Source organism: Rohdeia mirabilis, from assembly GCA_007750655.1.
Classification (GTDB): Bacteria; Planctomycetota; UBA1135; order UBA1135.
The window spans coordinates 2776963-2799499 of sequence record CP036290.1 but is presented as its reverse complement, the minus strand read 5'-3'; the positions used below and the strand labels follow the sequence as shown (position 1 = coordinate 2799499).

Annotated in this window: 19 protein-coding genes; 18 read left to right on the top strand and 1 reads right to left on the bottom strand. The window is 69.5% G+C overall.

All coding sequences use genetic code 11. The features are described from left to right. Position 1 precedes the first annotated feature (1 nt). From Pla163_RS10440 to Pla163_RS10415, 6 genes are all read left to right on the top strand, one after another. Positions 2-1174: an NADH:ubiquinone reductase (Na(+)-transporting) subunit B gene (locus Pla163_RS10440; protein WP_145187597.1), complete on the top strand. Its 1173-nt coding sequence runs from the start codon at positions 2-4 to the stop codon at positions 1172-1174. After that, on the top strand, positions 1161-1967 hold the full coding sequence (locus Pla163_RS10435) for a Na(+)-translocating NADH-quinone reductase subunit C (RefSeq protein ID WP_145187594.1): 807 nt from the start codon (positions 1161-1163) through the stop codon (positions 1965-1967). The genes Pla163_RS10440 and Pla163_RS10435 overlap by 14 nt, the downstream gene beginning before the upstream one ends. 47 nt (positions 1968-2014) lie before the next feature. Continuing rightward, the gene (locus tag Pla163_RS10430) at positions 2015-2641 is read left to right on the top strand and encodes an NADH:ubiquinone reductase (Na(+)-transporting) subunit D (protein ID WP_145187591.1); all 627 of its coding nucleotides are present in this window, start codon (positions 2015-2017) and stop codon (positions 2639-2641) included. A gap of 4 nt (positions 2642-2645) precedes the next feature. Next, complete coding sequence (nqrE, locus tag Pla163_RS10425; RefSeq protein WP_145187588.1) at positions 2646-3257, top strand: NADH:ubiquinone reductase (Na(+)-transporting) subunit E; 612 nt, start codon at positions 2646-2648, stop codon at positions 3255-3257. 31 nt (positions 3258-3288) lie between these two features. Beyond that, positions 3289-4527 carry an NADH:ubiquinone reductase (Na(+)-transporting) subunit F gene (nqrF, locus tag Pla163_RS10420; protein WP_145187585.1) on the top strand — a complete coding sequence of 413 codons (1239 nt, stop codon included), beginning with the start codon at positions 3289-3291 and terminating at the stop codon, positions 4525-4527. A gap of 178 nt (positions 4528-4705) precedes the next feature. Next, entirely contained in the window at positions 4706-5737 is a 1032-nt protein-coding gene (locus Pla163_RS10415) for an FAD:protein FMN transferase (RefSeq protein WP_145187582.1), read from the top strand. 25 nt (positions 5738-5762) lie between these two features. Here the strand turns inward: Pla163_RS10415 and Pla163_RS10410 are convergent, their stop codons facing one another. Beyond that, complete coding sequence (locus tag Pla163_RS10410; RefSeq protein WP_145187579.1) at positions 5763-5993, bottom strand: (Na+)-NQR maturation NqrM; 231 nt, start codon at positions 5991-5993, stop codon at positions 5763-5765. Positions 5994-6250: 257 nt separating this feature from the next. Here Pla163_RS10410 and Pla163_RS10405 point away from each other — a divergent pair, with 257 nt between their 5' ends. From Pla163_RS10405 to fabF, 12 genes are all read left to right on the top strand, one after another. Beyond that, positions 6251-7468 (top strand): hypothetical protein, encoded by a 1218-nt coding sequence (locus Pla163_RS10405; protein WP_145187575.1) that lies wholly within the window; start codon positions 6251-6253, stop codon positions 7466-7468. Continuing rightward, positions 7465-8724, top strand: coding sequence for a lysylphosphatidylglycerol synthase transmembrane domain-containing protein (locus tag Pla163_RS10400; RefSeq protein ID WP_145187572.1), 1260 nt, complete (start codon positions 7465-7467; stop codon positions 8722-8724). The genes Pla163_RS10405 and Pla163_RS10400 overlap by 4 nt, the downstream gene beginning before the upstream one ends. Before the next feature lie 118 nt (positions 8725-8842). Continuing rightward, positions 8843-9742 (top strand): PfkB family carbohydrate kinase, encoded by a 900-nt coding sequence (locus tag Pla163_RS10395; RefSeq protein WP_145187569.1) that lies wholly within the window; start codon positions 8843-8845, stop codon positions 9740-9742. Between the two features lie 551 nt (positions 9743-10293). Next, positions 10294-11409, top strand: a complete 1116-nt coding sequence (gene recA, locus Pla163_RS10390; RefSeq protein WP_145192479.1) for a recombinase RecA — start codon at positions 10294-10296, stop codon at positions 11407-11409. 536 nt (positions 11410-11945) lie between these two features. After that, positions 11946-14624 carry an alanine--tRNA ligase gene (gene alaS, locus Pla163_RS10385; RefSeq protein ID WP_145187566.1) on the top strand — a complete coding sequence of 893 codons (2679 nt, stop codon included), beginning with the start codon at positions 11946-11948 and terminating at the stop codon, positions 14622-14624. Between the two features lie 332 nt (positions 14625-14956). Then, positions 14957-15160, top strand: coding sequence for a 50S ribosomal protein L32 (gene rpmF / locus Pla163_RS10380; protein ID WP_145187563.1), 204 nt, complete (start codon positions 14957-14959; stop codon positions 15158-15160). A gap of 594 nt (positions 15161-15754) precedes the next feature. After that, positions 15755-16768, top strand: a complete 1014-nt coding sequence (gene plsX / locus Pla163_RS10375; RefSeq protein WP_145187558.1) for a phosphate acyltransferase PlsX — start codon at positions 15755-15757, stop codon at positions 16766-16768. Between the two features lie 117 nt (positions 16769-16885). Next, positions 16886-17875 carry a beta-ketoacyl-ACP synthase III gene (locus Pla163_RS10370; protein ID WP_145187555.1) on the top strand — a complete coding sequence of 330 codons (990 nt, stop codon included), beginning with the start codon at positions 16886-16888 and terminating at the stop codon, positions 17873-17875. A 288-nt stretch (positions 17876-18163) separates the two neighbouring features. Next, the gene (locus Pla163_RS10365) at positions 18164-19078 is read left to right on the top strand and encodes an ACP S-malonyltransferase (RefSeq protein WP_145187552.1); all 915 of its coding nucleotides are present in this window, start codon (positions 18164-18166) and stop codon (positions 19076-19078) included. Positions 19079-19166: 88 nt separating this feature from the next. Next, positions 19167-19910, top strand: a complete 744-nt coding sequence (gene fabG, locus Pla163_RS10360; protein ID WP_145187549.1) for a 3-oxoacyl-[acyl-carrier-protein] reductase — start codon at positions 19167-19169, stop codon at positions 19908-19910. A gap of 460 nt (positions 19911-20370) precedes the next feature. Continuing rightward, the gene (acpP, locus tag Pla163_RS10355) at positions 20371-20625 is read left to right on the top strand and encodes an acyl carrier protein (RefSeq protein ID WP_419185797.1); all 255 of its coding nucleotides are present in this window, start codon (positions 20371-20373) and stop codon (positions 20623-20625) included. Between the two features lie 454 nt (positions 20626-21079). Then, entirely contained in the window at positions 21080-22324 is a 1245-nt protein-coding gene (gene fabF, locus Pla163_RS10350) for a beta-ketoacyl-ACP synthase II (protein ID WP_419185795.1), read from the top strand. Positions 22325-22537: the final 213 nt, after the last annotated feature.

The following is a 22537-nucleotide window of genomic DNA, read 5'->3' as shown; positions in this document are numbered from 1 at the left end:
CGTGAGATTCCTCGAAGAACAGTTCCACAAGGTCGCCCCTCTCTTCGGGAAGGGCGGAAAGTTCGAGAAGCTGTACCCCTTCTACGAAGCGGGCGACACCTTCCTCCTGAGCCCGGGCGAGCGCACCAAGAGCGGTCCGCACGTCCGCGACAGCCTGGACCTGAAGCGCACGATGATCACGGTGGTGCTGGCGCTCCTGCCCTGCACGCTGTTCGCGCTCTTCAACACCGGCTACCAGGAGATCCGCGCGACGACCGATCCGACCCTCGGGCCGCTCGACGTCAACTTCGCGCGTGCGCTCTACCTCGGCCTCCTGTCGTTCCTGCCGGTCTACATCGTGACCGTGGCGGTGGGCGGCCTGCTCGAGGCGCTGTTCGCGGTGGTGCGCAAGCACGAGATCAACGAGGGCTTCCTCGTGACGTCGCTGTTGTTCCCGCTGACCCTGCCGCCGGACATCCCGCTGTGGCAGGTGGCGCTGGGCATCGCGTTCGGCGTCGTGATCGGCAAGGAGGTCTTCGGCGGCACGGGGATGAACATCCTCAACCCGGCGCTCACCGGACGGATCTTCCTCTACTTCGCCTACCCCGCGCAGATCTCGGGCGACCTCGTCTGGATCGGTGACTCGGCGAACTGGGTGGACGGCTTCAGCGGCGCCACGCCGCTCGCGACCTTCTACAGCGCGCAGGGTGACCTGACGCAGATGGCCTACTCCTGGTCCGACGCGTTCTGGGGCTTCGTCCCGGGGTCGATGGGGGAGACGTCAGCGGCGGCCTGCGTGCTCGGAGCGTTCATCCTGCTCTTCACGAAGATCGGGTCCTGGCGAATCATGGCCGGCTGCGTCCTCGGCGGACTCGGAATGACGCTCCTGTTCAACGCTGTCGGCGAGGGCTACCACGACGTGCCCTTCCACTGGCACCTGGTGGTCGGCTCGTTCGCCTTCGGAACGGTCTTCATGGCCACCGATCCGGTGTCCGCGTCCCAGACCGACACGGGCCGCTGGATCTACGGCTTCGGCATCGGAGCCCTCACGATCCTCGTGCGCGTGATCAACCCCGCCTATCCCGCCGGCATCATGCTGGCGATCATCTTCATGAACGTGTTCGCGCCGCTGATCGACTACTACGTCGTGCGGGCGAACATCCGCCGCCGGGAGGTGCGCCTTGGACTTCAGTAACAAGTACGTCGTCGGCTTCGCCGTCGTGCTGTGCCTCGTGTGCGCGGCCGCGGTCTCCGTCCTGGCCGTCGAGCTGAAGCCCCAGCAGGAAGCGAACATGCTGCTCGACCGTCGCACGAACGTGCTGCGCGTCGCGGGCGTGCTCGAGACCGGTGAGACTCGGACCGCTGAAGAGATCAACGCCTTCTTCGAGGACGGGCGCATCGAATACCTCGTGGTCGAACGCGCCAGTGGCAAGGTGGTGGACGATCCCTCGACGATCGAGGGCATCGACAGCGCCGAGTCCTTCGACGCCACCAAGTGGGCGAAGGACAACGCCAAGAACGACCAGCTGACTTCGCCGATCGACCCGGCCTACAAGGAGACGCAGATGCGCGTCGTCCCGGCCTACCTGCAGGTCATCAAGGTCACCACCGACGAGGTCGATTGCCTGGTGCTGCCGATCCAGGGCTACGGCCTGTGGTCGACCCTGCGCGGCTACCTCGCGGTCAGTCGCGACCTCTCCCACGTCATCGGCATCACCTACTACGAGCACGGCGAGACGCCGGGTCTCGGAGGTGAAGTGGACAACCCCTCCTGGAAGGCGCAGTTCCCCGGCAAGGAGATCTACGGCGACCAGGGCGAGCCGATCCTCGAGGTGAAGAAGTCCGGCATGGTCACCGAGCCGAGCCACCAGGTCGACGGCATGGCCGGCGCGACGATCACCACGGACGGTGTCGATCTCATGCTCGAGTTCTGGCTCGGCGACGGGGGCTACGGCCCGTACCTGAAGGCACAACGCGGCGACGCCTGAGCGTTCGCTCCACCAACGTCGACCAACAACCCGGCCCCACCGCGGCGATGGACAAGGAAACCAAACGGATCCTGCTGGATCCCCTCCACCTCAAGAACCCGATCACTCTCCAGGTGCTCGGGATCTGCTCGGCACTGGCGGTCACGACCAAGCTGGAAACGGCGCTGGTCATGAGCGCGGCGCTGACGTTCGTGCTCACGAGCTCCAACACGGTCATCAGCCTCCTGCGGAACAGGATCCCGGGTTCGATCCGGATCATCACGCAGCTGGCGATCATCGCCTCGTTGGTCATCGTCGCCGACCAGGTGATGAAGGCCTACGCCTTCGGGGTCTACAAGCAGCTCTCGGTCTTCGTCGGCCTCATCATCACGAACTGCATCGTGATGGGGCGCGCGGAGGCTTTCGCGATGGCCAACCCGCCGCTGAAGAGCGCGCTCGACGGCTTCGCGAACTCGATGGGCTACGCCGCGATCCTGCTCTACGTGGGCTTCTTCCGCGAGCTCTTCGGCTCGGGCAAGATCCTAGGCTTCCCCGTGCTCGAGGCCACCAACGCGGGCGGTTGGTACGTGCCGAACGGCCTGCTGGTCCTCTCACCGGGCGCCTTCTTCCTGATCGGACTCCTGATCTGGGTCCAGCGCAGCTTGTCGACCGAGCTGGTCGAGGAGACCAACTAGTCCCATGGAGTACGTCAACATCATCGTGAAGGCGGTGGGGCCGGAGAACATGGCCCTCGCGTTCTTCCTGGGCATGTGTTCGTTCCTGGCGGTCTCGAAGAAGGTGGACACCGCCATGGGCCTCGGCCTCGCGGTCGTGTTCGTGCTGACGATCGTCACGCCGATCAACTCGATCCTCTTCAACTACCTGTTGAAGCCGGGCGCCATGGCCTGGGCCTCGCCCGAGCTCGCCGAGGTCGACCTCTCGTTCCTCGGGTTCATCGTCTACATCGCGACGATCGCCGCCGTGGTGCAGATCGTCGAGATGGCGATCGATCGCTACTCGCCCACGCTCTATGGCGCGCTCGGTGTGTTCCTGCCGCTGATCGCGGTGAACTGCGCGATCCTCGGATCATCCCTGTTCATGGTGCAGCGCGAGTACGACGTCGGTGAGTCGCTCGCCTACGGCTTCGGATCGGGCGTCGGCTTCTGGTTGGCCATGATCGCCCTGGCCGCCATCCGCGAAAAGCTGAAGTACTCGAACGTGCCTCCCGGACTGCGCGGACTCGGGATCACCTTCATCACCACGGGGCTCATGGCCATGGGCTTCATGATCTTCGGCGGGATCAAGCTCTGAGCGCGGCCTAGGAGCCAAGGAACGATCAGTCATGGAAATCGAAACCATCATCCTCGGCATCACCATGTTCACCCTCGTGGTGGTGGTGATGGTTGGCGTTCTTCTCTTCGCGAAGAGCAAACTCGTCCAAGCGGGCAAGGTCCGCATCGTCGTCAACGGCGACGAGTCCAACGCGTTCGAGGTCAACCAGGGCGGCACGCTCCTGACGACGCTGGCCGAACAGAAGCTGTTCGTGCCCTCGGCCTGCGGCGGGGGTGGCACCTGCGCCCAGTGCACCGTGAAGATCTCTGAGGGCAACACCGGCATCTTGCCCACGGAAGAGGGCCACATCTCGCGCGCCGAGGCCAAGGAGGGCTGTCGCCTCTCCTGCCAGGTGAAGGTCAAGGGCGACATGCACGTCGAAGTGCCGGCCGCCGTCTTCTCCGCCAAGAAGTGGGAGTGCGAGGTCGTCTCGAACGACAACGTCGCCACGTTCATCAAGGAGTTCAAGGTGCGTCTGCCGAAGGGCGAGCGCATCGACTTCCAGAACGGCGACTACATCCAGATCGAGATCCCGCCGTACAAGGACCTCTCCTACAAGAGCTTCGACATCCAGCCCGAGTACCACGAGGACTGGGACAAGTACAACGTCTGGGACGAGAAGGCCTGGAACGACGAGACGATCGAACGCGCCTACTCGATGGCCAACTACCCGGCCGAGGGCGACGACATCGTCATGCTCAACGTCCGGATCGCGTCTCCGCCGCCCGGCGCCAAGGGCATCTCGGGCGGCAAGGCGTCCAGCTACATCTTCAACTGCAAGCCGGGCGACAAGGTCATGGTCTCGGGTCCCTTCGGTGAGTTCCACCTGAAGAAGACCGAGCGCGAGTGCGTGTTCATCGGTGGTGGCGCCGGCATGGCGCCGCTGCGCTCGCACATCATGCACATGTTCAAGACGCTCAAGACGGGCCGCAAGGTGTCGTACTGGTACGGCGCGCGTTCCCTGCGCGAGATGTTCTACGTCGAGGACTTCGACCAGCTCGCCGCCGAGTTCCCCAACTTCTCGTGGCACGTGGCCCTCTCGGACCCCAAGCCCGAGGACAACTGGACCGGACTGAAGGGCTTCATCCACCAGGTCTGCCTCAACGAGTACCTGTCGAAGCACGAGTCGCCGGAAGACATCGAGTACTACCTGTGCGGTCCGCCGATGATGAACTCGTCGGTGCTCCGGATGCTCGACGACCTCGGGGTCGATCCCGAGATGATCGACCTCGACGACTTCGGCAGCTGAGTGATCCGCCGAGCGCGGCCGCGAGCGGCTGATCGCTCTCGCCACGGCGCGCGGCGCGTCCCTCCTCCGCGGAAGGGCGCGCCGCACACGTTCTGGCGCCAGTTGTTCCCGAGCGGTCGCCGCGGCCCTTCGATCGACAGCTCCGCCGTTCCACGCCACCGACCCACACCTCGCACCCATGCTGTCCCGTCGCTTCCTCCTCCTGGTCGTGCTCGCGTGCTTCGGTGCTCTCGGATGTCGCGGGACCCAGCGCCCCGACGTGACGTTCGTCGGCATGTGCATGGGCACGTCGTGGAAGGTCACGATCGTGCGTGACGGTGGCTTCGACGCCGACGAGGTGCCCGGGCTGCGGGCGGCCATCGAGTCCGAACTCGACGGCGTCGACGCTGCGATGAGCACGTGGCGCGCGGACTCCGAACTCTCGCGCTTCAACCGCGCCGAACCGGGTGACGGCGTGGAGCTGTCGGAGGCGACCTGGGAGGTGCTCGATCTCGCGCGCGAGGTGCACGACCTCACCGGCGGCGCGTTCGATCCCACGGTTCTGCCGCTGGTGCGTGCGTACGGCTTCGGCGGTGGCGAGGCGTCGACGACTCCGAGCGAAGAAGAGCTGGTCGAGCTGCGCGCGCGGATCGGGCTCGAGCTGTTGATCGACCGCCGTCCGATCCTCGACAAGAGCGTTCCGGGCGTCGAGGTCGACCTGTCCGCGGTGGCCAAGGGCTACGCCGTCGATCGCGTGCACGACGCGCTCGTGGCGAACGGCGTCGAGCGCTTCCTCGTGGAAGTGGGCGGTGAGTTGCGCGTGCGCGGCGAGCGTCCGGACGGCGGTCCGTGGCGCGTCGGGGTCGAGGACCCGCGCACGAGCACCGAACGCGTGCCCTACGCGATCGTCAGTCTGTCGGACGGCGCGCTCGCCACGTCCGGGGACTATCGCAACACGGTCGAGCTCGACGGTGCGGTGGTCAGCCACCTCTTCGATCCACGGATCGCGCGTCCGATCGCGAGTCACGTCGCGTCGGCCTCGGTCCTCGCGCCCTCGTGCGCGCGCGCCGACGCGCTGGCCACGGCCTTGGCGGTCCTCGGCGGACCGGCCGCGGTCGAACTGAGCGCAACCGCAGCCGACTTCGAGGTCTTCGTGGTCGAACGCGACGGCGAGCGCCTGGTCGAGCACGCCTCGCCGGGTTTCGAACGCTGTCGCGTGCCGCTCGACTGAACCCGCCGGTCGCGGGTCGAACCGCTCAGCTGGACGCGCCTTCGCGCGCCCGTTCGGCGAGCAGGGCGTCCAACTGCTCGGGGTCGACGCTGCAGCCCTCGTTCATGGGCTTGCCGCAGACGCACTCGCCGATGGGCTGACCCAGCTTGTCCAGGCCCCCGCAGGAGCCGCTGAGCCGCCGGCCGCGCAGGAGTCCGACGGACATCGCGCCGACGGCGATCAGGAAGAACGCGAGCGTGACGAGGAAGGTGGCCATGGGGCAAGCCTAAGCCTCGCGCCGACGAGTTTCTTCGCTCGCCACCCGAAACGCGCGGGGCCTTGGGTCGGTCTTCCCTGGGTGGGCGGGGGAGGCGGTGGGCCAGAGGCGGCGGTGGGCGAGCGGAGGACGCGCTGGCTCGCTCCGCATCCAGCGCCCGCGTCCGGCGTCCACGGCCAGTGCCGGGACCGCGCGCGTGGGTTCGCGAACGGGTCTCCGTGCGCGCTCGCGGCTGGCGGCGCGGCTACACTTCTCGCGTGAAAGCTCCCCATGGTGCCCTGGCGGCGCTCCTGGCGGTCCTCGGTGGGGTCCTCGCCAGTGGCTGCCGCAGTCTCGACTCGTCCTCGTACAACCTGCGGGAGCTGCACGAGGAGGACGGTTCGCCGCGGCCCTACAACTCGGTCATGTCGCCGGCCGAGTACTTCCTCTCGAGCGTGGCCAGTGGCTTCGCGGGGTTCGCGCGACTGGGGCGCGAGGCGATCGGGGTCGAAGGCTCGGGCGAGGAGGCGCCGGCGGACGGACGGGGCCGACCCACCGACTTCGTCGAGACCCCCCGGCGTCGGGCCCTCACGGAACTGCTCGCCCTCGAAGGCTTCGACACCAGCGAACCCGAGGTCTGGGCCCTGCAGGCCGAGCTGGGCGCGTGGCTCGCCCAGCGCTCGACCCAGCCGGTCGAACGCCTCGTGGCGGTGCGGATGCTCACTCGGGTCGCGGACGAACTCGGGGACGTGCGTCCCAGCAGCGCGGGCTCGGTGCTCGAGGCCGCGACCGGCTCCGGCGACGCGCTCACGGACACGGCCACGACTGCGGACTCGCCCACGACCGCGGAGGCGGACGACGAGATCGGCGCGGCCCTGACCGCACTGTGGCGCGAGCTCGTTCCCGCGGCCGAGTCCGAGGACGGCGCCGCGGTCCGTGCGGCGCTCGCTCCGTGGAACCCGGCCGAGCAGGGACTCGACGCGACGCGGCGCCTGGTGCGCATGACGGCGCTGCTCGCGCGCCGGACCGACTCGGGCAAGGCACGAGAGCTGCTCGTCGAGGCCGCGCGCGGCTACGCCCGTCAGGCCTGTGCCCTGGGGCTCGAGTTCGCGCTCGACGACCCGTCGCCCGACGTGGCCCAACTGGCCGCGAGCACCTGCACCGTGCTCGAACCCCGGCGCGCCTTCGGACTGGCCGCGGCCGCCAGCGAGGGCGGACGTTTCGACGTGGTCGAAGGCGTGATTCGCGGTCTGCTCGAGGTCGGACTGCCCGAGGGACAGGCGGACGGAGCGGCGCGCGACGCCTGGCTCGAGCTGTTCATCACGCACGCGGGCGTCGACCTGGGCACGCTCCCCGGCGCGTGCTTCCGCGCCCTGGCGGCCTTCGCTCCGACGGACCTGGACACCCTGCGCATCGAGGAGTGGCGCCAGTGGTTCGAAGCCCACCGCGCTTCGCAGCCCGACCCGAGCGGCGCCGACGCAGGAGCACCTCGGTGAGCGGCGCCCGCCCGCACACGCTGCGCCGCTGGCTGCAGCCTCTGTTCGGCGTCGCCATTCTCGGCCTCGTCATGTGGTTCCTGCCCTGGCGCGACGTGGTCGTGCTCAGCTCCCCGGGCGCGGACCGAACCGCGATCGAGCTGATCGGGGCGTTCGACGAGAACTGGAAGACCGAGGCGACGGTGTTCGACGTGGCTCCCGACGGCCGCCCGGGCACCTGGCCCGACTGGTTGCCCCAGAACCTGCCGCAGCTCGAACTCGTCCTGGCGGACGACGCCGACGCGAAGAAGTCCTGGAGCGTCGTCGGGCTGCCCGGCGTCGGCGTCGACATCAAGCCGGGCATGCCGCGCGTCTTCAAGAGCGTCGAACTGAAGGGCCTGGTCTGGGCCCTCGGCTGCTTCCTGACCGCGCTGCTGTTCGCGATCACGCGCTGGTGGCGACTTCTGAAGCTCGCCGGCTGTCAGGTGAAGTGGTGGTCGGCCTTCAGGCTCAGCTACCTCGGCCTGTTCTTCAACCTCGTCATGCCCGGACTCACCGGCGGCGACGTGGTCAAAGCCGTGCTGGCCGTGCGCGAGAACCCCGGCAAGCGACCGGACGCCCTGGTCTCGGTCGTGGTCGACCGACTGATGGGCATGTTCGCGCTCGCGTTCCTGGCGTCCGTCGTGATCCTGGTCGCGGACAGCTTCGCCGAGCTGCGTCCGATCGTTCCGCCGATCATGCTCGTGATGTTGGTCGGCGCGCTCGTGTACACGAGCCGGCGCGTCCGCAAGCTGCTGCGGTTCGACGCGTTGATCGAACGCCTGCCCATGGCCGAGCGCATCAAGAGCCTGGACGCGGCCGTCGTGGCCTACCGACGCAGGCCGCTCGAGCTGCTGCTGGCGTTCGCCCTCTCCATGGGCAATCACTTCCTCGCGGTCGTCGGTGTGATGGGCCTGGGGGCCGCGTTCGGCGTGCCCGACGGCCAGATCGGTCTGGTCGACTACCTGGCCATCGTGCCGGTCGCGAACATGGTGAGTTCGATCCCGATCACGCCCGGCGGATGGGGCGTCGGTGAGGCCGCCTACGGCTCGCTGTTCCAGATGGTCGGCGTCGCGGCCTCGCTCGGCGTCGCGGTCAGTGTCGGCTTCCGCCTGTGCCAGATGCTGATCGGCTTCGCCGGCGGGCTCTACCTCCTGAAGCCGGGCGCGTCCGCGACCGCGCGCGAGGGCCTGGCCGAAGCCGAGGTCGTCGAGGCGGAGAGCGCCGCCACGAACTGACGACGACCGCGCCGCACAGCGAGCTTCCGACCAGCGAACCAACGAAGGTGCGTCCGCCGATCTGGCCGGAGCGCCCGATCTCGAACCATCCCCCGCGATCCCAACACCTGTTCAATCCATGAGCCTCCTCGTCATCGGAACCCTGGCCTTCGACTCGGTCGAGACGCCCTACGACAAGCGCGACGACGCCCTCGGCGGGTCGGCGACGTTCTTCGCCATGAGCGCGCGCTACTTCAGCGGCGTTCGCCTGGTCGGCGTGGTCGGCGACGACTTCCCCCAGTCCCAACTGGCCGACTTCCGCCAGGTCGGCATCGACACGGAAGGTGTCGAGGTCGCCGACGGCAAGAGCTTTCGTTGGGCGGGACGTTACGAGGCGGACTGGAACACGCGGCACACGCTGTCGACCGATCTGAACGTGCTCGAGCACTTCGATCCGAAGATCCCCGCGAGCTACCGCGACACGGAGTTCGTGTTCCTCGCGAACACGGCGCCCGCGATCCAGGCGAAGGCGCTCGACCAACTTCCCGAGGCGAAGTTCGTGGTGGCCGACACCATGAACCTGTGGATCGACATCGCGCGCGACGACCTGCTCGCGCTGCTGCCGCGCATCGACGGCCTCGTGCTGAACGACGAGGAGGCGCGCATGCTGACCGGCGAGACGCACCTTCTGACCGCCGCGAAGAAGGTGCTCGAACTCGGGCCGAAGTTCTGCGTCCTCAAGAAGGGCGAGCACGGCGCGTTCCTCATCTCGAACACCACGCGCTTCGCGCTCCCCGCGTACCCGGTGGATCGCGTGGTCGATCCGACCGGTGCGGGCGACAGCTTCGCCGGTGGCTTCATGGGCTACCTGGCCGCCGCCCAGAACACGCACCCGCAGACCCTGCGTCGCGCGATGGTGTACGGGACGGTCACGGCCTCCCACTGCGTCGAGTCCTTCTCGATCGACGCGCTGGCCGAGGTCGGTCGCTCCCAGATCGAGTCGCGCTTCAACGAGCTCCACGAGCTGATCCGGCTCTAGGGGTCGGAGGGCGGCCCGCTCGGAGGTCCGCGCCTGGCCGCCGACGCCGGGCCGGACCCATCCGCGCCGCCGCTCGGGCCGGATCCTTCGGCGAGCTGCCGCCCGTGCGCCCGGTGGGGGCGGCGTGGCGTGACCGTCGGACGCGGCTCCCGCCCCGTCGGTCCCGGAGTGGCACACGGGCGAGGATTTGGCCGTGCGCCCGACACCGCGACGTGGTTGGATCGGTCCATTGGGGCCGGCGCGACCGGCGTCACGTCCCGTTTTGGGCCTGTTCGGGTTTCGTTCGCTCTTTTCGGTGGAGGGGCGGCCGATCGGGCACTAGAGTCCGGGCTCTCCACCCTCGACCTACCGAACAGATCGGTTCCATGAGCACGACCAAGAACTCGAAGACCGCCGCGGCCCCCTCCAGCGCCGCTTCCACCAACTCCGACTCGGCCGACACGAGTTCGGCCAGTTCCGGCTCGGCCAGTTCCGGCTCGGCCAGTTCCGAGGCGGCCACCGAGAAGGCCGCGACGGGCAAGGAGGCGAGCGCGAAGGACGCTCCCGTCGAGATGACGGCGAACGACCGGGCCAAGGCCGCAGCGGCCAAGCCCAAGCCGACGGCCGCCGAGGCGGCGAAGGCCGCCAAGGTCCACGCCGAGCGCGAGAAGAAGCTCGATGCGGCTCTGGCCGAGATCAGCAAGAGCTACGGAACCGGCTCGATCATGCGGATGGGCGACGGCGCCGTGATCCGCGAGATCAAGGGCATCAAGTCGGGCTCCCTGTCCCTCGACATGGCGCTCGGCGGCAAGGGCTTCCCGCGGGGGCGGATCGTGGAGATCTACGGCCCGGAGAGTTCGGGCAAGACGACCCTGACCCTGCACGTGGTGGCCGCGGCCCAGAAGGAGGGCGGCATCTGTGCCTTCGTCGACGCCGAGCACGCGCTCGATCCGTCCTACGCCCGCAAGCTCGGCGTCGACCTGGACGACCTGCTGATCAGTCAGCCCGACACCGGCGAGCAGGCCCTCGAGATCGTCGAGACGCTCGTGCGTTCGGACGCGATCGACGTGATCGTGATCGACTCGGTCGCCGCGCTGGTGCCGCGCGCCGAGATCGAGGGCGAGATGGGCGACAGCCACGTGGGTCTGCAGGCCCGCCTGATGAGCCAGGCCCTGCGCAAGCTCACTGCCGCCATCGCCAAGTCCGACTGCCTCGTGATCTTCATCAACCAGATCCGCGAGAAGATCGGCGTCATGTTCGGCAGTCCGGAGACGACCACCGGTGGACGGGCCCTGAAGTTCTACTCGTCGGTGCGCTGCGACATCCGCCGCATCGGACAGATCAAGGAGGGCGACCTGGTGGTCGGCAACCGCACCAAGGTCACCGTGGTGAAGAACAAGATCGCGCCGCCCTTCCGCAAGGTGGAGTTCGACATCCTCTACAACCGCGGCATCTCCTACGAGGGCGACCTGCTCGACCTCGGGATGCAGGCCGGCTACGTCATCAAGTCGGGCACCTGGTTCTCCTACGCCGATCCGGACCAGGGTGAGATCCGGCTGGGTCAGGGCCGCGAGCGCTCGCGCCAGTTCCTGATCGACAACCCGGACCTGGCGGCCCGCCTGGACGAACTGGTCCGCGGCAAGCTCGCCCCCGCGGAAGCGGGCACCGACGCCAGCGCGGACGCGTAGGACTGAGTCCGGTGCGGATGGGACGGACTCCAGTTCGGACTCGAAGGCTCCTGTCCTGCGCGTCCCGACCGGAGTCGAGCTCCGCGCTCGCGCGCGGAGGCCGCTGATCGAGCGGTGGGAGGTGGGTCGGCGGGTCGTGTGCACCGACCCGCACGACCCACTTCGCGTTGCGCGCTCCTTTTCCAGAATGCCCACTGCCAGAAAACCCGCTGCCAGAAAGCCCGCTGCCAGGAGGCGCACCACCAGAAGGCGGGTTTCCGGTTCGGTGTGGGCGACGTCGCCAGTTCGATGCCCCGCGTTCGATGCCCCGCGGTCGGTGGCGGGCACGACGATGGCGGGCGCGACGGTGGCGGGCGCGAAGGTGGCGGGCGCGAAGGTGGCGGGCGCGACGGTGCTGCTCGCTGCCGGGCCGCGGGGAACGGCCTCGCGTCGGGGGCCCGGGGCTTCCTGGTATCGTGCTGCCCCGTTCGCCCGCGGAGCGCCACCGCTCCGACTCCGCTCCACCCGATTCGCGCGCTCGATCGCGCCCCACGACGATGGCCCCGAAGGAGACCTCCCTCACCAAGCCGACCGCCGAGCTGGTCCGCCGCCAGTTCCTCGACTTCTTCGAGGAGCAGGGCCACCGCATCGTGCCCTCGGGCCCGGTCTTCCCCCAGGACGACCCGACGCTCTTGTTCACGAACGCGGGGATGAACCAGTTCAAGGACGTGTTCCTCGGCTCCGGTTCGCGCCCCTACACCCGGGCCGCCGACACGCAGAAGTGCATCCGGGTCTCGGGCAAGCACAACGATCTCGAGGAGGTGGGTGTCGACACGTACCACCACACGTTCTTCGAGATGCTCGGGAACTGGTCGTTCGGCGACTACTTCAAGGAGGACGCCATCCGCTGGGCCTGGCAGCTCCTGACCGAGGTCTGGAAGCTGCCGAAGGAACGGCTGTGGGTGACCGTCTTCGGCGGCGACGCGGCCGATGGCCTGCCCGCGGACGAAGAGGCCGAACGTCTGTGGCGCGAGTGCACCGACATCGCTCCCGAACGCATCCTGCGTTTCGATCGGACGGACAACTTCTGGGAGATGGGGGAGACCGGCCCCTGCGGACCGTGCTCGGAGATCCACATCGACCGCGGCGGACCCGACTGCGACCCCGCCGACGGTGCCGACCCCGCCATCGGCGTCAACGCGGGTAACGAGCGCTTCATCGAGCTGTGGAACCTCGTGTTCATGCAGTTCAACCGTCTGGACGACGGCAGCCTGAAGCCGCTGCCCGCCAAGCATGTCGACACGGGAATGGGGTTCGAGCGCGTGCTCGGCGTCCTGCAGGGCGTCTCGTCGAACTACGACACCGACCTCTTCCAACCGATCTTCACCGAGCTCGGTCGCCTGTGCGGCAAGACCTACGGCGAGGACGAAGCGGTCGACGTGGCCATGCGCGTCGCGGCCGACCACGTGCGTGCCGTGACGGCCGCGCTCTCGGACGGTGCGCTGCCGAGCAACGGCGGCCGCGGGTACGTGCTGCGCCGACTCGTGCGCCGCGCGGCCCGTTTCGGACGTCAGGTGCTCGGTCTCGAGCTTCCGTTCCTGTGCGAGCTCGTGCCGACGGTGGCTCGCATCCTCGGCCCGGCGTTCGAGGAGATGGCCGCGCGCGTCGAGCACGTCCAGCGCATCGTGCGCGCCGAGGAAGAGGCGTTCGCCACGACGCTCGGGCGCGGTCTCGTGCGCTTCGACGAACTGGCCGACCGTCTCGAGCGCGCCGGCACGACGCGCCTCGACGGCGCGGAGGGATTCGAGCTCTACGCCACGTACGGCTTCCCGCGCGACCTGGTCGAGCTGATGGCGCGCGAGCGCGGGCTCGAACTCGACAGTACCGGTTGGGACGAGGCCGAGGCCAAGCACCGCGACGTCAGTCGTTCCGAGGGCTCGTTCAAGCAGTTGCTCTCCGCCGAACAGTTGGAAGGTCTGCCCGCGACGGTCAGCACCTACCACGACGAGGCCGCTGGCGTCGAGTCGTCGGCGCGCGTCGTCCGCTTCCACGCGGGTGCCGATGGAACCGGCGTGGTCGTTCTCGATCGCAGCCCGTTCTACGCCGAGTCCGGTGGTCAGGTCGGGGACGCGGGTGAGATCGTGGCGGCGGACGGGAGCTTCCGCTTCGTGGTCACCGACACCCAGAAGCTGGGCGACGTGGTGGTGCACATCGGTGAGTGCGAGGGCCAACCCACCGCTGGCTTCGACGTGACGGCTCGGGTCGATGCCGAGCGGCGCGCCCGCACGATGCGCAACCACACCGCGACGCACCTTCTGCACAAGGCGCTGCGCGAAGTGCTCGGTGACCACGTGAGTCAGCAGGGGTCCTACGTCGGTCCGGATCGACTGCGCTTCGACCTGTCCCACCCCACCGGGTTGACACAGGAGGAACTCGACGAGGTCGAGCGCCGCGTCAACGCCCAGATCTACGCCAACGCCACCGTCGACAGTCGCGAGGACACGATCGAAGCGGCGAAGGCGGCCGGTGCGATGGCGCTCTTCGGCGAGAAGTACGGGGACCGCGTGCGGATGGTCGGCGTCGGCGACTGGTCGCTCGAGCTGTGCGGTGGCACCCACGTGCGCGCCGCTGGCGACATCGGACCGTTCGTGCTGGTGGGCGAGCGCGCGCTGCAAGCCGGCGTGCGCCGCGTGGAAGCCGTGACCGGCGCCACCGCGGTCGACGTGCTCCAGGCCCAACGCCGGATCGTGCAAGCCGCGGCGCGCGCCCTGAAGTCCTCGCCCGAGGACGTTCCCGACCGCATCGACGCGTTGCGCACCCAGGTCAAGCAGGCCCAGAAGGAGACCGCCAAGCTCGCGGCCGCGGACGTCGGGGCCCTCGTCGACGAAGTTCGCGCGGCGCTCGTCGATCGCGGTGGTTTCAAGGTCGGCGTCGTCGACCTCTCCAAGGCCGACCGCAACGCTCTGCGCGACGTCGGCACCCGCATCAAGGGAGCCGAGCCGGACCTCGCCGTCGTGCTCACCGGCCGCGACCAGGGCAAGGTGCCCTTCGTGGTCCAGGTCCAGGGGGCGGCGCTGGCGTCCGGTCTGAAGGCCGGCGATCTGGCGAAGATCCTCGGCGCCGCCATCGGCGGTGGTGGGGGAGGTCGTCCCGACTCGGCCCAGGGCCAGGGCGAGGACGCCAGCCAGCTCGGTGCGGCCACGACGGCCCTGCGCAGCGCCCTCGGGGTGGACTGACGGCGAGCGGGCGTTCGGACGTGCGAGCTTCGTGGTTGCCGCCTCGACGCCGCACTGCGACCACGCCGCCTCGTCGGTCCCCTCCGGCCCCATCACGACCGACGACCAACCCGACCCGGCTCCGGTCCGCTGCTCCCCGCAGCCGGCCGGAGCGGCCCGACTCGCGCGCCCGTCGCGCCCGCCCTCGGCCTGCCTTCGACCGCCCGAACCCGTCCCGATCCATCTCGCAGTCCCGATCCTCGGGAGCGCCCGCCCAATCGCGCGTTGACAGGCTGCGCGCCGGCTGGCTATCGTCTTCGCCCCGCTCTCGATCCGAGGGCCCACAACACGCCATGCCGCACCCCAAACGACGTCACTCCAAAGCCCGCAAGGGCCTGCGCCGCTCCCACCTGGCCCTCAAGCGATTGCAGGTGAACCGCGACCCGCGGACCGGGGTCGCTCGCCTGCCGCACAAGCTGCTCGAAGAAGACACCCACTACGGGTTCGAGAAGGGCGGCCAGGGCGGATTCGAGGTCCGTCCGGCCCAGGACTTCTAGGAGCCTCGTCGCTCGACCCGGCGCCAACGGGCCGGGTCATCCGCGTTCCGTGCCCGGGTTCCGTCCTCGCGTCCACGGCGATGGGAGCGGGGCGCGTGAGCGAGCGCGCGCTGCGTGATCGATGGCGGCCGTGATCGACGGCGGCATCCAACGGCGGCGCCGACGCTGCAACCGCCACGGAGCCTCGCGCGGCGCCACGAAGCCGATGGGGCCCTGCGCCGCGGTCCCGGGCTTCGAGGTCCCGGGCGCCCTCGACCCGCCCTCGACCCGCGCTCGGCCTCCGATCGCAGACATCGCCCTCCGGGCACCGGCCGCGACCTGTTGCCGCGAGCCGCTGTCGAACGAAGCGTTCGACAGCGGCTCGCGGTCGTTCGGGACCGTGCTCCCAGGCCGAACGGTGCACGGCCTCGGACGACGCCTCCCGGGAAACGTTGGCGGCGGCCGGTCGGCCCGGCCGTCGTTCGTTGCGCACGCCGAGGGTCTCGAGACCCGCACGTCGACCTCTCTTTCCGATCGCCCCAGGTCCCGTCCACCGCTTTCGCAGGTCGGGACACTAGGATCGCGCCGAGGCCCCCGACCCACCGCACCAAGCACATGGAACACCGCATCGCCCTCGACGCCATGGGTGGCGACGACGCCCCCGGCGCCGTCGTCGCCGGAGCCCTGGACGCCTGCCGTTCGCAGGACTCGAACGGACGCGCGCCCCTCGACCCCGCCTCGATCCTGCTGGTGGGTCGCCCCGACGCCATCGAGGCCGAGCTCACGGCTCGCGGTGGCAACCCCGGCTTCCAGATCCTCCCCGCCAGTGAGGTGATCGGGATGGACGAGTCGCCCGCGCAGGCCCTCCGTGCGAAGCGCGACTCGTCGATCGTCGTCGGCGTCGGCGCCGTCCGTCAGGGAGCGGCCTCGGCGTTCGTCAGCATGGGCAACACCGGCGCGTGTGTCGGTGCGGCGACGCTCGTGCTCGGCACGCTCGAAGGTGTTCAGCGGCCCGGCATCTTCGTCACGCTCGACCTCACGGGCGCTCCGATGACCTTCGCCGACATGGGGGCGAACGTGGCTCCCAAGCCGGAGCACCTGGTGCAGTACGCGCTGATGGGCACGGTCTACTCCCAGGGCTGTCTCGGCTGCGCGGAGCCGCGGGTCGGACTGCTCAACATCGGCGAAGAGGCGACGAAGGGCACCGAGATGGTGAAGCAGGCCCACGAACTGCTCAGTGCTTCGAAACTGCGCTTCCGCGGCAACGTGGAAGGCTCCGAACTGTTCGACCACCCCGTCGACGTCGTCATCAGCGACGGCTTCACGGGCAACGTCGTGCTGAAGCTGATGGAGGGTCTCGCGGCCCACCTCCTGCGCGCCTTCGGTCGTCAGCTCGTCGAGCGCGGAGCTCCCTGGGCCGACGACGTGATCCGCGCCATTCGCGCCAAGACCGACTACTCCGAGTACGGCGGCGCACTGCTCCTGGGCGTGAAGGGCACCGTCGTCGTCGGGCACGGCCGTTCGGACGCGCGCGCGGTGGCCAACGCCCTGCACGTCGCGCACCGCGCCATGGAGGCCCGGATCAACGACCGCATCGTCGAAGGCCTGGCCGGCGTTGCCGTTTCCTAGCCGCCCCGCCGCGCCCCGCCCGCGGACGTTGCCTCGATGGGGGCGCATGGGGCACACTCCGCTCTCCCGCGGCGCCGCGCGCGTCGCTCTCCGAAGGCCTCTCACCGTCCTCGCTCCATGACCAACCTCAAGGACGTCGGCATCGCCGGCACGGGCATGTACGTCCCCGAGCGGGTCGTGAAGAACAGCTGGTTCGAGGAGTTCCTCGACACGTCGGACGAGTGGATCGTCCAGCGCACCGGTATCGACGAGCGCCGCTACGCCGCCGACGACGAGACCACGGCGACCATGTGCGTCGCGGCCGCCCGTCAGGCCTGCGAGAACGCCTCGCTCGATCCCGCCGATCTCGACGCGATCCTGATCGGCACGCTCACCCCGGACTATCCGCTGCCGTCCACGGCGTGCCTGGTGCAGTCCGAACTCGGTGCGAAGAACGCGATGGCCATGGACCTGGCCGCCGCCTGCTCCGGCTTCATCTACGGCACGCACCTCGGTCGCGCGCTGATCTCGTCGGGCAGTGCGAAGAACGTGCTCGTCCTCGGAGCCGAGACGCTCAGCCGCGTCATCGACTTCAGCGACCGCGGCAGCTGCATCCTCTTCGGCGACGGAGCGGGGGCGGCGATCCTCCAGCCCCACGCCGACTGCGGTCAGGGACGCATCGTGCGCTCCGAGCTGGGAGCCGACGGCAGCGGTTTCGACAACATCATCATCCCCGGCGGCGGTTCGAAGCGTCCGCAGTCGGCAGAGGTGCTGGAGAGTCACGCCCAGTTCATACACCTCAAGGGGCGCGAGGTCTTCCGCTTCGCCGTCTCGACGATGGGGACGCTGATCGAACGCATGATCGAAGGCATCCCGCGCGAGCAGGTCTCCCTCGTCGTGCCGCACCAGGTGAACAAGCGCATCATCGACGCCGCCGTCGAGCGCATCGATCTGCCGCTCGACCGCGTGGCGGTGAACATCGAGCGCTACGCGAACACGTCCGCGGCAACGGTCCCGATCGCACTTCACGAGGCCGTCGCACAGGGGCGGATCGAGAAGGGCAAGTACGTCGTGACCGTCGCCTTCGGGGCCGGCATGACGTGGGGCGCGTCGCTGATCGAGTGGTAGCCATCGTTCGCGTCCCGGGTCGTCGCGCGGGCGCGTTCGTCGCGCTGCGCTGAACGGCCCCCGACGCGGCGCCATCGCCCGCATCCAACGCCGCGCGCGGCCTCGGGGCACCGGACTCTCGGAGCGCGAGGCCTGCCGGTACCCGACCGCGCTCCCCGCGCTCGTGCTCGAGGGGCCGGCGCGCGTCGGACCGACCACGAGAGCGGGCGCCCGCACCCTGTGCGAGCGCCGCGCGACCATCGACCTTCGCGCCGCACGCGCGGCCCGACCCACTCCCGACTCGACCCGATGACCGAAGCCATCCTCTTCCCGGGCCAGGGCGCCCAGTTCTCCGGCATGGGGCGCGACTGGGCCGACGCCCACGCCATCGCCCGTCAGACGTTCGAAGAGGCGGACGAAGCACTCGGCTTCGCTCTGTCGACCGCCTGCTGGGAAGGTGGAGACGACGTCAATCGCACCGACATCGCCCAGCCGGGCATCCTCACGACGAGCGTGGCCATCGTGCGCGTGCTCGAGGAACGCGGACTGAAGCGCGGCGAAGCCACCATGACCGCCGGCCTGAGCCTGGGCGAGTACACCGCCCTGTGGTGCGCCGGTTCGCTGTCGTTCCAGGACGCCGTGCGTCTCGTCCGCCTGCGCGGCGAAGCGATGCAGGCCGCGAGCGACGCGATTCCCTCGTCCATGACCAGCCTCGTCGGAGCGGACCTGGCCCAGGCCGAGGCGTTGGCCGCCGTCGGTGCTGCCCACGGAATCTGCTCGGTCGCGAACCTCAACGCGCCGGGGCAGGTGGTGCTGTCGGGCGAGCTCGCCGCGCTCGACGCGGTCGAAGCCGCGGCCAAGGAGCACGGCGTGCGGCGCGCGATCCGACTGACGGTCGCGGGTGGCTTCCACTCCGAGTGCATGCGCCCCGCGGCCGAGCGACTCGCAGCCGCCCTGCGCGACGTGGAGATCGCTCCGCCGCGCCTGCCGTTCGTGACCAACGTCACGGGCGCGCCGGTCGAGTCGCCCCAGGAGATCCGCGGCTATCTGGCCGACCAGGTCTGCGCTCCCGTCCTGTGGGAGAAGAGCATGCGTTGGGCGCTGGAACAGGAGATCACGACCTTCCTCGAGCCGGGCCCGGGCAACGTGCTCGGTGGCATCCTGCGCAAGATCGACAAGGACGCCACGGTGCGCTCGATCCAGACGCCGAGCGACCTCGACTGACGCGCGTGGCCGTTCGCGAACCAGCGGACGCGGCCCGACAACCACGAACCGACCCTCACGACTCGATCCTCACGCAACGAGGCGAACCATGGACCGACACCTCTCTGGCCAAGTGGCCCTCGTCACCGGAGCGTCGCGCGGCATCGGCCGCGCCATCGCGCTCCGACTCGCCGCACGCGGAGCCAAGGTGGCCTGCGTCGCGACGTCCGCCGACCGCTGCGAAGAAACCGTCGCCGCCTGCCGCGAACGCGACGTCGACGCGCGTGCCTACGGCGTCGACGTGGCCTCGACCGACGACGTCAAGGCGCTCGTCGACCAGGTCGTCGCCGACCTCGGCGGGCTGCACGTGGTCGTCAACAACGCGGGCATCACCCGCGACCAGCTCATGCTGCGCATGTCCGAGGAGGACTTCGACCGCGTGGTCGAGGTGAACCTCAAGGGCACCTGGAACTTCGCCAAGGCTTCGGCGCGCACCCTGCTGAAGTGCAAGGGGCGCCTGATCAACATCTCGTCGGTGGTGGGCGTCATCGGCAACGCCGGTCAGGCCAACTACGCCGCGAGCAAGGCGGGCGTCATCGGGCTCACCAAGTCGTTGGCGAAGGAGTTCGCCGGCCGAGGCGTGTGTGTCAACGCGATCGCGCCGGGGTTCATCCAGACCGACATGACGGCCGCGATCGACGAGAACGCCACTGCGGCGCTGACCGCGTCGATCCCGCTCGGAACCCTGGGCGAGGTCGAGCACATCGCGGCCGCCGTCGACTACCTGGCCGGACCGGGCGGCGACTACGTCACCGGCCAGACCTTGGTGATCGACGGAGGCATGAGTCTGTAGGGCCGAGGGCGCCGCTCGCGAGGCGCGGCTCGAGATCGATCCGAGTCGGTTCGACCCGCCCCCCGGGCGCAGCTTCGCCCGCCGCTGCGCAGGGACCGTGCGCCGCAGCGTCCCCATCGGGGGCCTGGGCCGGCTCCACGGGCGCTGCCGCCAGCCCTGGAGCCATCGGATCGGCCCCCGGGGCTGCTAGCATGGCAGGATGAGGCCCACGGGCCCGGCCCCCGACGGACCGCTCCACGCGATCCGGTGGGGCGCGCGTTCAGCATCGGTGCCGCACCGATGGCGAACACCTCCGGGCGCGGCCTCGACCCGTCGACCGTTCCGGGAGACACTCTCGACCAATCCTCCACCGGTTCTCGCCCCGTCGCCTCGTCGTGAGGCGTGCGACGGCGTGTTCCGCTGACCCCGCCCTCGTTCCCCAGCGGAGCGGGGAGTCATTCACCCCCAAGGAGAACATTCGGTGAGCAAATCCGAATCCATCGAGGACCGCGTGGTCCGCATCGTTTGCAACCAGATGGGCACGACCCAGGACAAGGTCACCCGCGAGACCTCGTTCGTGAACGATCTCGGCGCCGACTCGCTCGACACCGTCGAGCTCGTCATGGAACTCGAAGACGAGTTCGAGGTCTCGATCCCCGACGAGGACGCCGAGAAGATCCAGACCGTCGGGAACGCGATCGAGTACATCGGCTCCAAGTGCGGCGCCGGCGCCTGACGCCCTGAGGGATCGGAGCCGCGCCGCTCGACGCCTGTCGACGTTCGGCTCGCCTCCGATCCTCGACATCCACCGCTGCGTCCCCACGCGCAGCGACTCCGCCGCCCCACGCGCAGCGACTCCCCGAGAACCGGTGGACGAACGCGGCGCTCCGCGGGCATCGCTCGAGTGGTGCCCAGCGGTGGGCGAGGGCGGCTGAGCCGGAACGGCGCGAGGTTCGGGCACGTGCCACGTGCGACGCGCCACGTCGGTTCGCCGCAGAACGTCGCCGCGCTCGTGACAGCGAGCGGGCCACCGGTCTGCACGGCCCGCATCGAATGGCCCGCACCGAACGGCGAAGCTCGCCCGCGTACCGGGTCCAGCGCCCGCGGCCCACCCGAGTCGTCGAGGACCACTCGGACCACCATCCTCGGCCCCTCGGCCGAATCGGCGCTCCCGCGCCCAACCCACATCAGTGACCATGCGTCGAGTCGCCATTACCGGACTGGGCACCCTGAACGCCCTCGGCAACGACGTGGAGACCACTTGGTCCCGTCTGCTGGCGGGGGAGAGCGGTGTCCGCGAGATCGACTTCATCGATCTGGACACCATTCCGGTCAAGATCGCCGGGCACGCGGTCGTGAACCTCGAAGAGCACTTCGAGGCCCCCGAGTTCCGCAAGCTCGACCCGTTCACGATGTACGCGCTCATCGCCTCGGAGGAGGCGGCTCGGGACGCGGGAATCGACTTCCGTGAACTGCCCGTGGAAGAGCGCGAGCGCGTCGGAACGATCATCGGCACCGGCATCGGCGGCCTGATCGGCATCGAGGAGCAGCACCTGGTCCTGCAGGAGCGCGGTGCGCGCCGCGTGAGCCCGCACTTCGTGCCGCGCATCATGGCGAACGCCGTCTCGGGACAGGTGGCGATCCGCCACGGTCTGCTCGGCACCGCGTTCACCACGTCGAGCGCTTGCGCGTCGTCAGGCCACGCCATGGGCATGGCGCTGATGGCGATCCGCTCCGGCGAAGCCGACGTCGTGGTCACCGGCGGCTCCGAGATGGCCACGACCGCGCTGACGGTGGCCGGCTTCAACTCGGCCAAGGCCCTGTCGACCAATCCGGACCCGGACATGGCTTCCCGCCCCTTCGATCGCGAGCGGGACGGATTCGTCCTGGGCGACGGCGCGGCGGTGCTCGTCTTCGAGGAGCTCGAGCGCGCGCGGGCACGCGGCGCGCGGATCTACGCCGAGGTCAAGGGCTACGGCTCGACCGACGACGCGTTCCACATCACGGCGCCCAAGGAGGACGGATCGGGACCGGCCCGCGCCCTCGAGCTCGCTCTGCGCTCGGCGGGCATCGGGCCCGACGACGTGGACTACATCAACGCCCACGGCACGAGCACCAAGTACAACGACGCCATCGAGACGCGCGCGATCAAGCTGGCGCTCGGTGACCGGGCGCAGAAGGTGGCGATCTCCTCGACCAAGTCGATGCTCGGACACCTGCTCGGCGCTTCGTCGGCGGTCGAGCTGGTGGCCACCGCGCTGTCCGTCCACACCGGTCGCGTGCACCCGACGCGCAACCTCCAGAACCCCGACCCCGACTGCGACCTGGACTACGTGCCGGGCGAAGCGCGCGAGATGGTGGTGCGGAACGCGCTGTCGAACTCGCTGGGCTTCGGCGGGCACAACGTGTCGCTCTGCATCGGTCGGCCCGACTGAGTCCGGCCCCTGTCGCAGAGCGTCGGAGGACCGAGCGGGCCGCGGACGCGACGCGCCCGCCCGTCTTGCGGTCCGCGTCGGATCGAGGCTCGTCGCGACCCGACGAGGCGGAGGTGGACGCCCTGTCCGTCCCCTTGGTCGAACGCACCCGAACGGCGTTCCTCCCCCTGCGGACGGGCACCGATCCGGCGCGAGCGAGCGGGCCGACCGGCG

What these genes read in the sequence shown, in the direction of transcription:
- Pla163_RS10430 (WP_145187591.1), top strand. Translation starts at nt 2,015, where the DNA reads ATGGACAAGGAAACCAAACGGATCCTGCTGGATCCCCTCCACCTCAAG.
- nqrE (WP_145187588.1), top strand. Translation starts at nt 2,646, where the DNA reads ATGGAGTACGTCAACATCATCGTGAAGGCGGTGGGGCCGGAGAACATG.
- nqrF (WP_145187585.1), top strand. Translation starts at nt 3,289, where the DNA reads ATGGAAATCGAAACCATCATCCTCGGCATCACCATGTTCACCCTCGTG.
- Pla163_RS10415 (WP_145187582.1), top strand. Translation starts at nt 4,706, where the DNA reads ATGCTGTCCCGTCGCTTCCTCCTCCTGGTCGTGCTCGCGTGCTTCGGT.
- Pla163_RS10410 (WP_145187579.1), bottom strand. Translation starts at nt 5,993, where the DNA reads ATGGCCACCTTCCTCGTCACGCTCGCGTTCTTCCTGATCGCCGTCGGC.
- Pla163_RS10395 (WP_145187569.1), top strand. Translation starts at nt 8,843, where the DNA reads ATGAGCCTCCTCGTCATCGGAACCCTGGCCTTCGACTCGGTCGAGACG.
- recA (WP_145192479.1), top strand. Translation starts at nt 10,294, where the DNA reads ATGACGGCGAACGACCGGGCCAAGGCCGCAGCGGCCAAGCCCAAGCCG.
- alaS (WP_145187566.1), top strand. Translation starts at nt 11,946, where the DNA reads ATGGCCCCGAAGGAGACCTCCCTCACCAAGCCGACCGCCGAGCTGGTC.
- rpmF (WP_145187563.1), top strand. Translation starts at nt 14,957, where the DNA reads ATGCCGCACCCCAAACGACGTCACTCCAAAGCCCGCAAGGGCCTGCGC.
- plsX (WP_145187558.1), top strand. Translation starts at nt 15,755, where the DNA reads ATGGAACACCGCATCGCCCTCGACGCCATGGGTGGCGACGACGCCCCC.
- Pla163_RS10370 (WP_145187555.1), top strand. Translation starts at nt 16,886, where the DNA reads ATGACCAACCTCAAGGACGTCGGCATCGCCGGCACGGGCATGTACGTC.
- Pla163_RS10365 (WP_145187552.1), top strand. Translation starts at nt 18,164, where the DNA reads ATGACCGAAGCCATCCTCTTCCCGGGCCAGGGCGCCCAGTTCTCCGGC.
- fabG (WP_145187549.1), top strand. Translation starts at nt 19,167, where the DNA reads ATGGACCGACACCTCTCTGGCCAAGTGGCCCTCGTCACCGGAGCGTCG.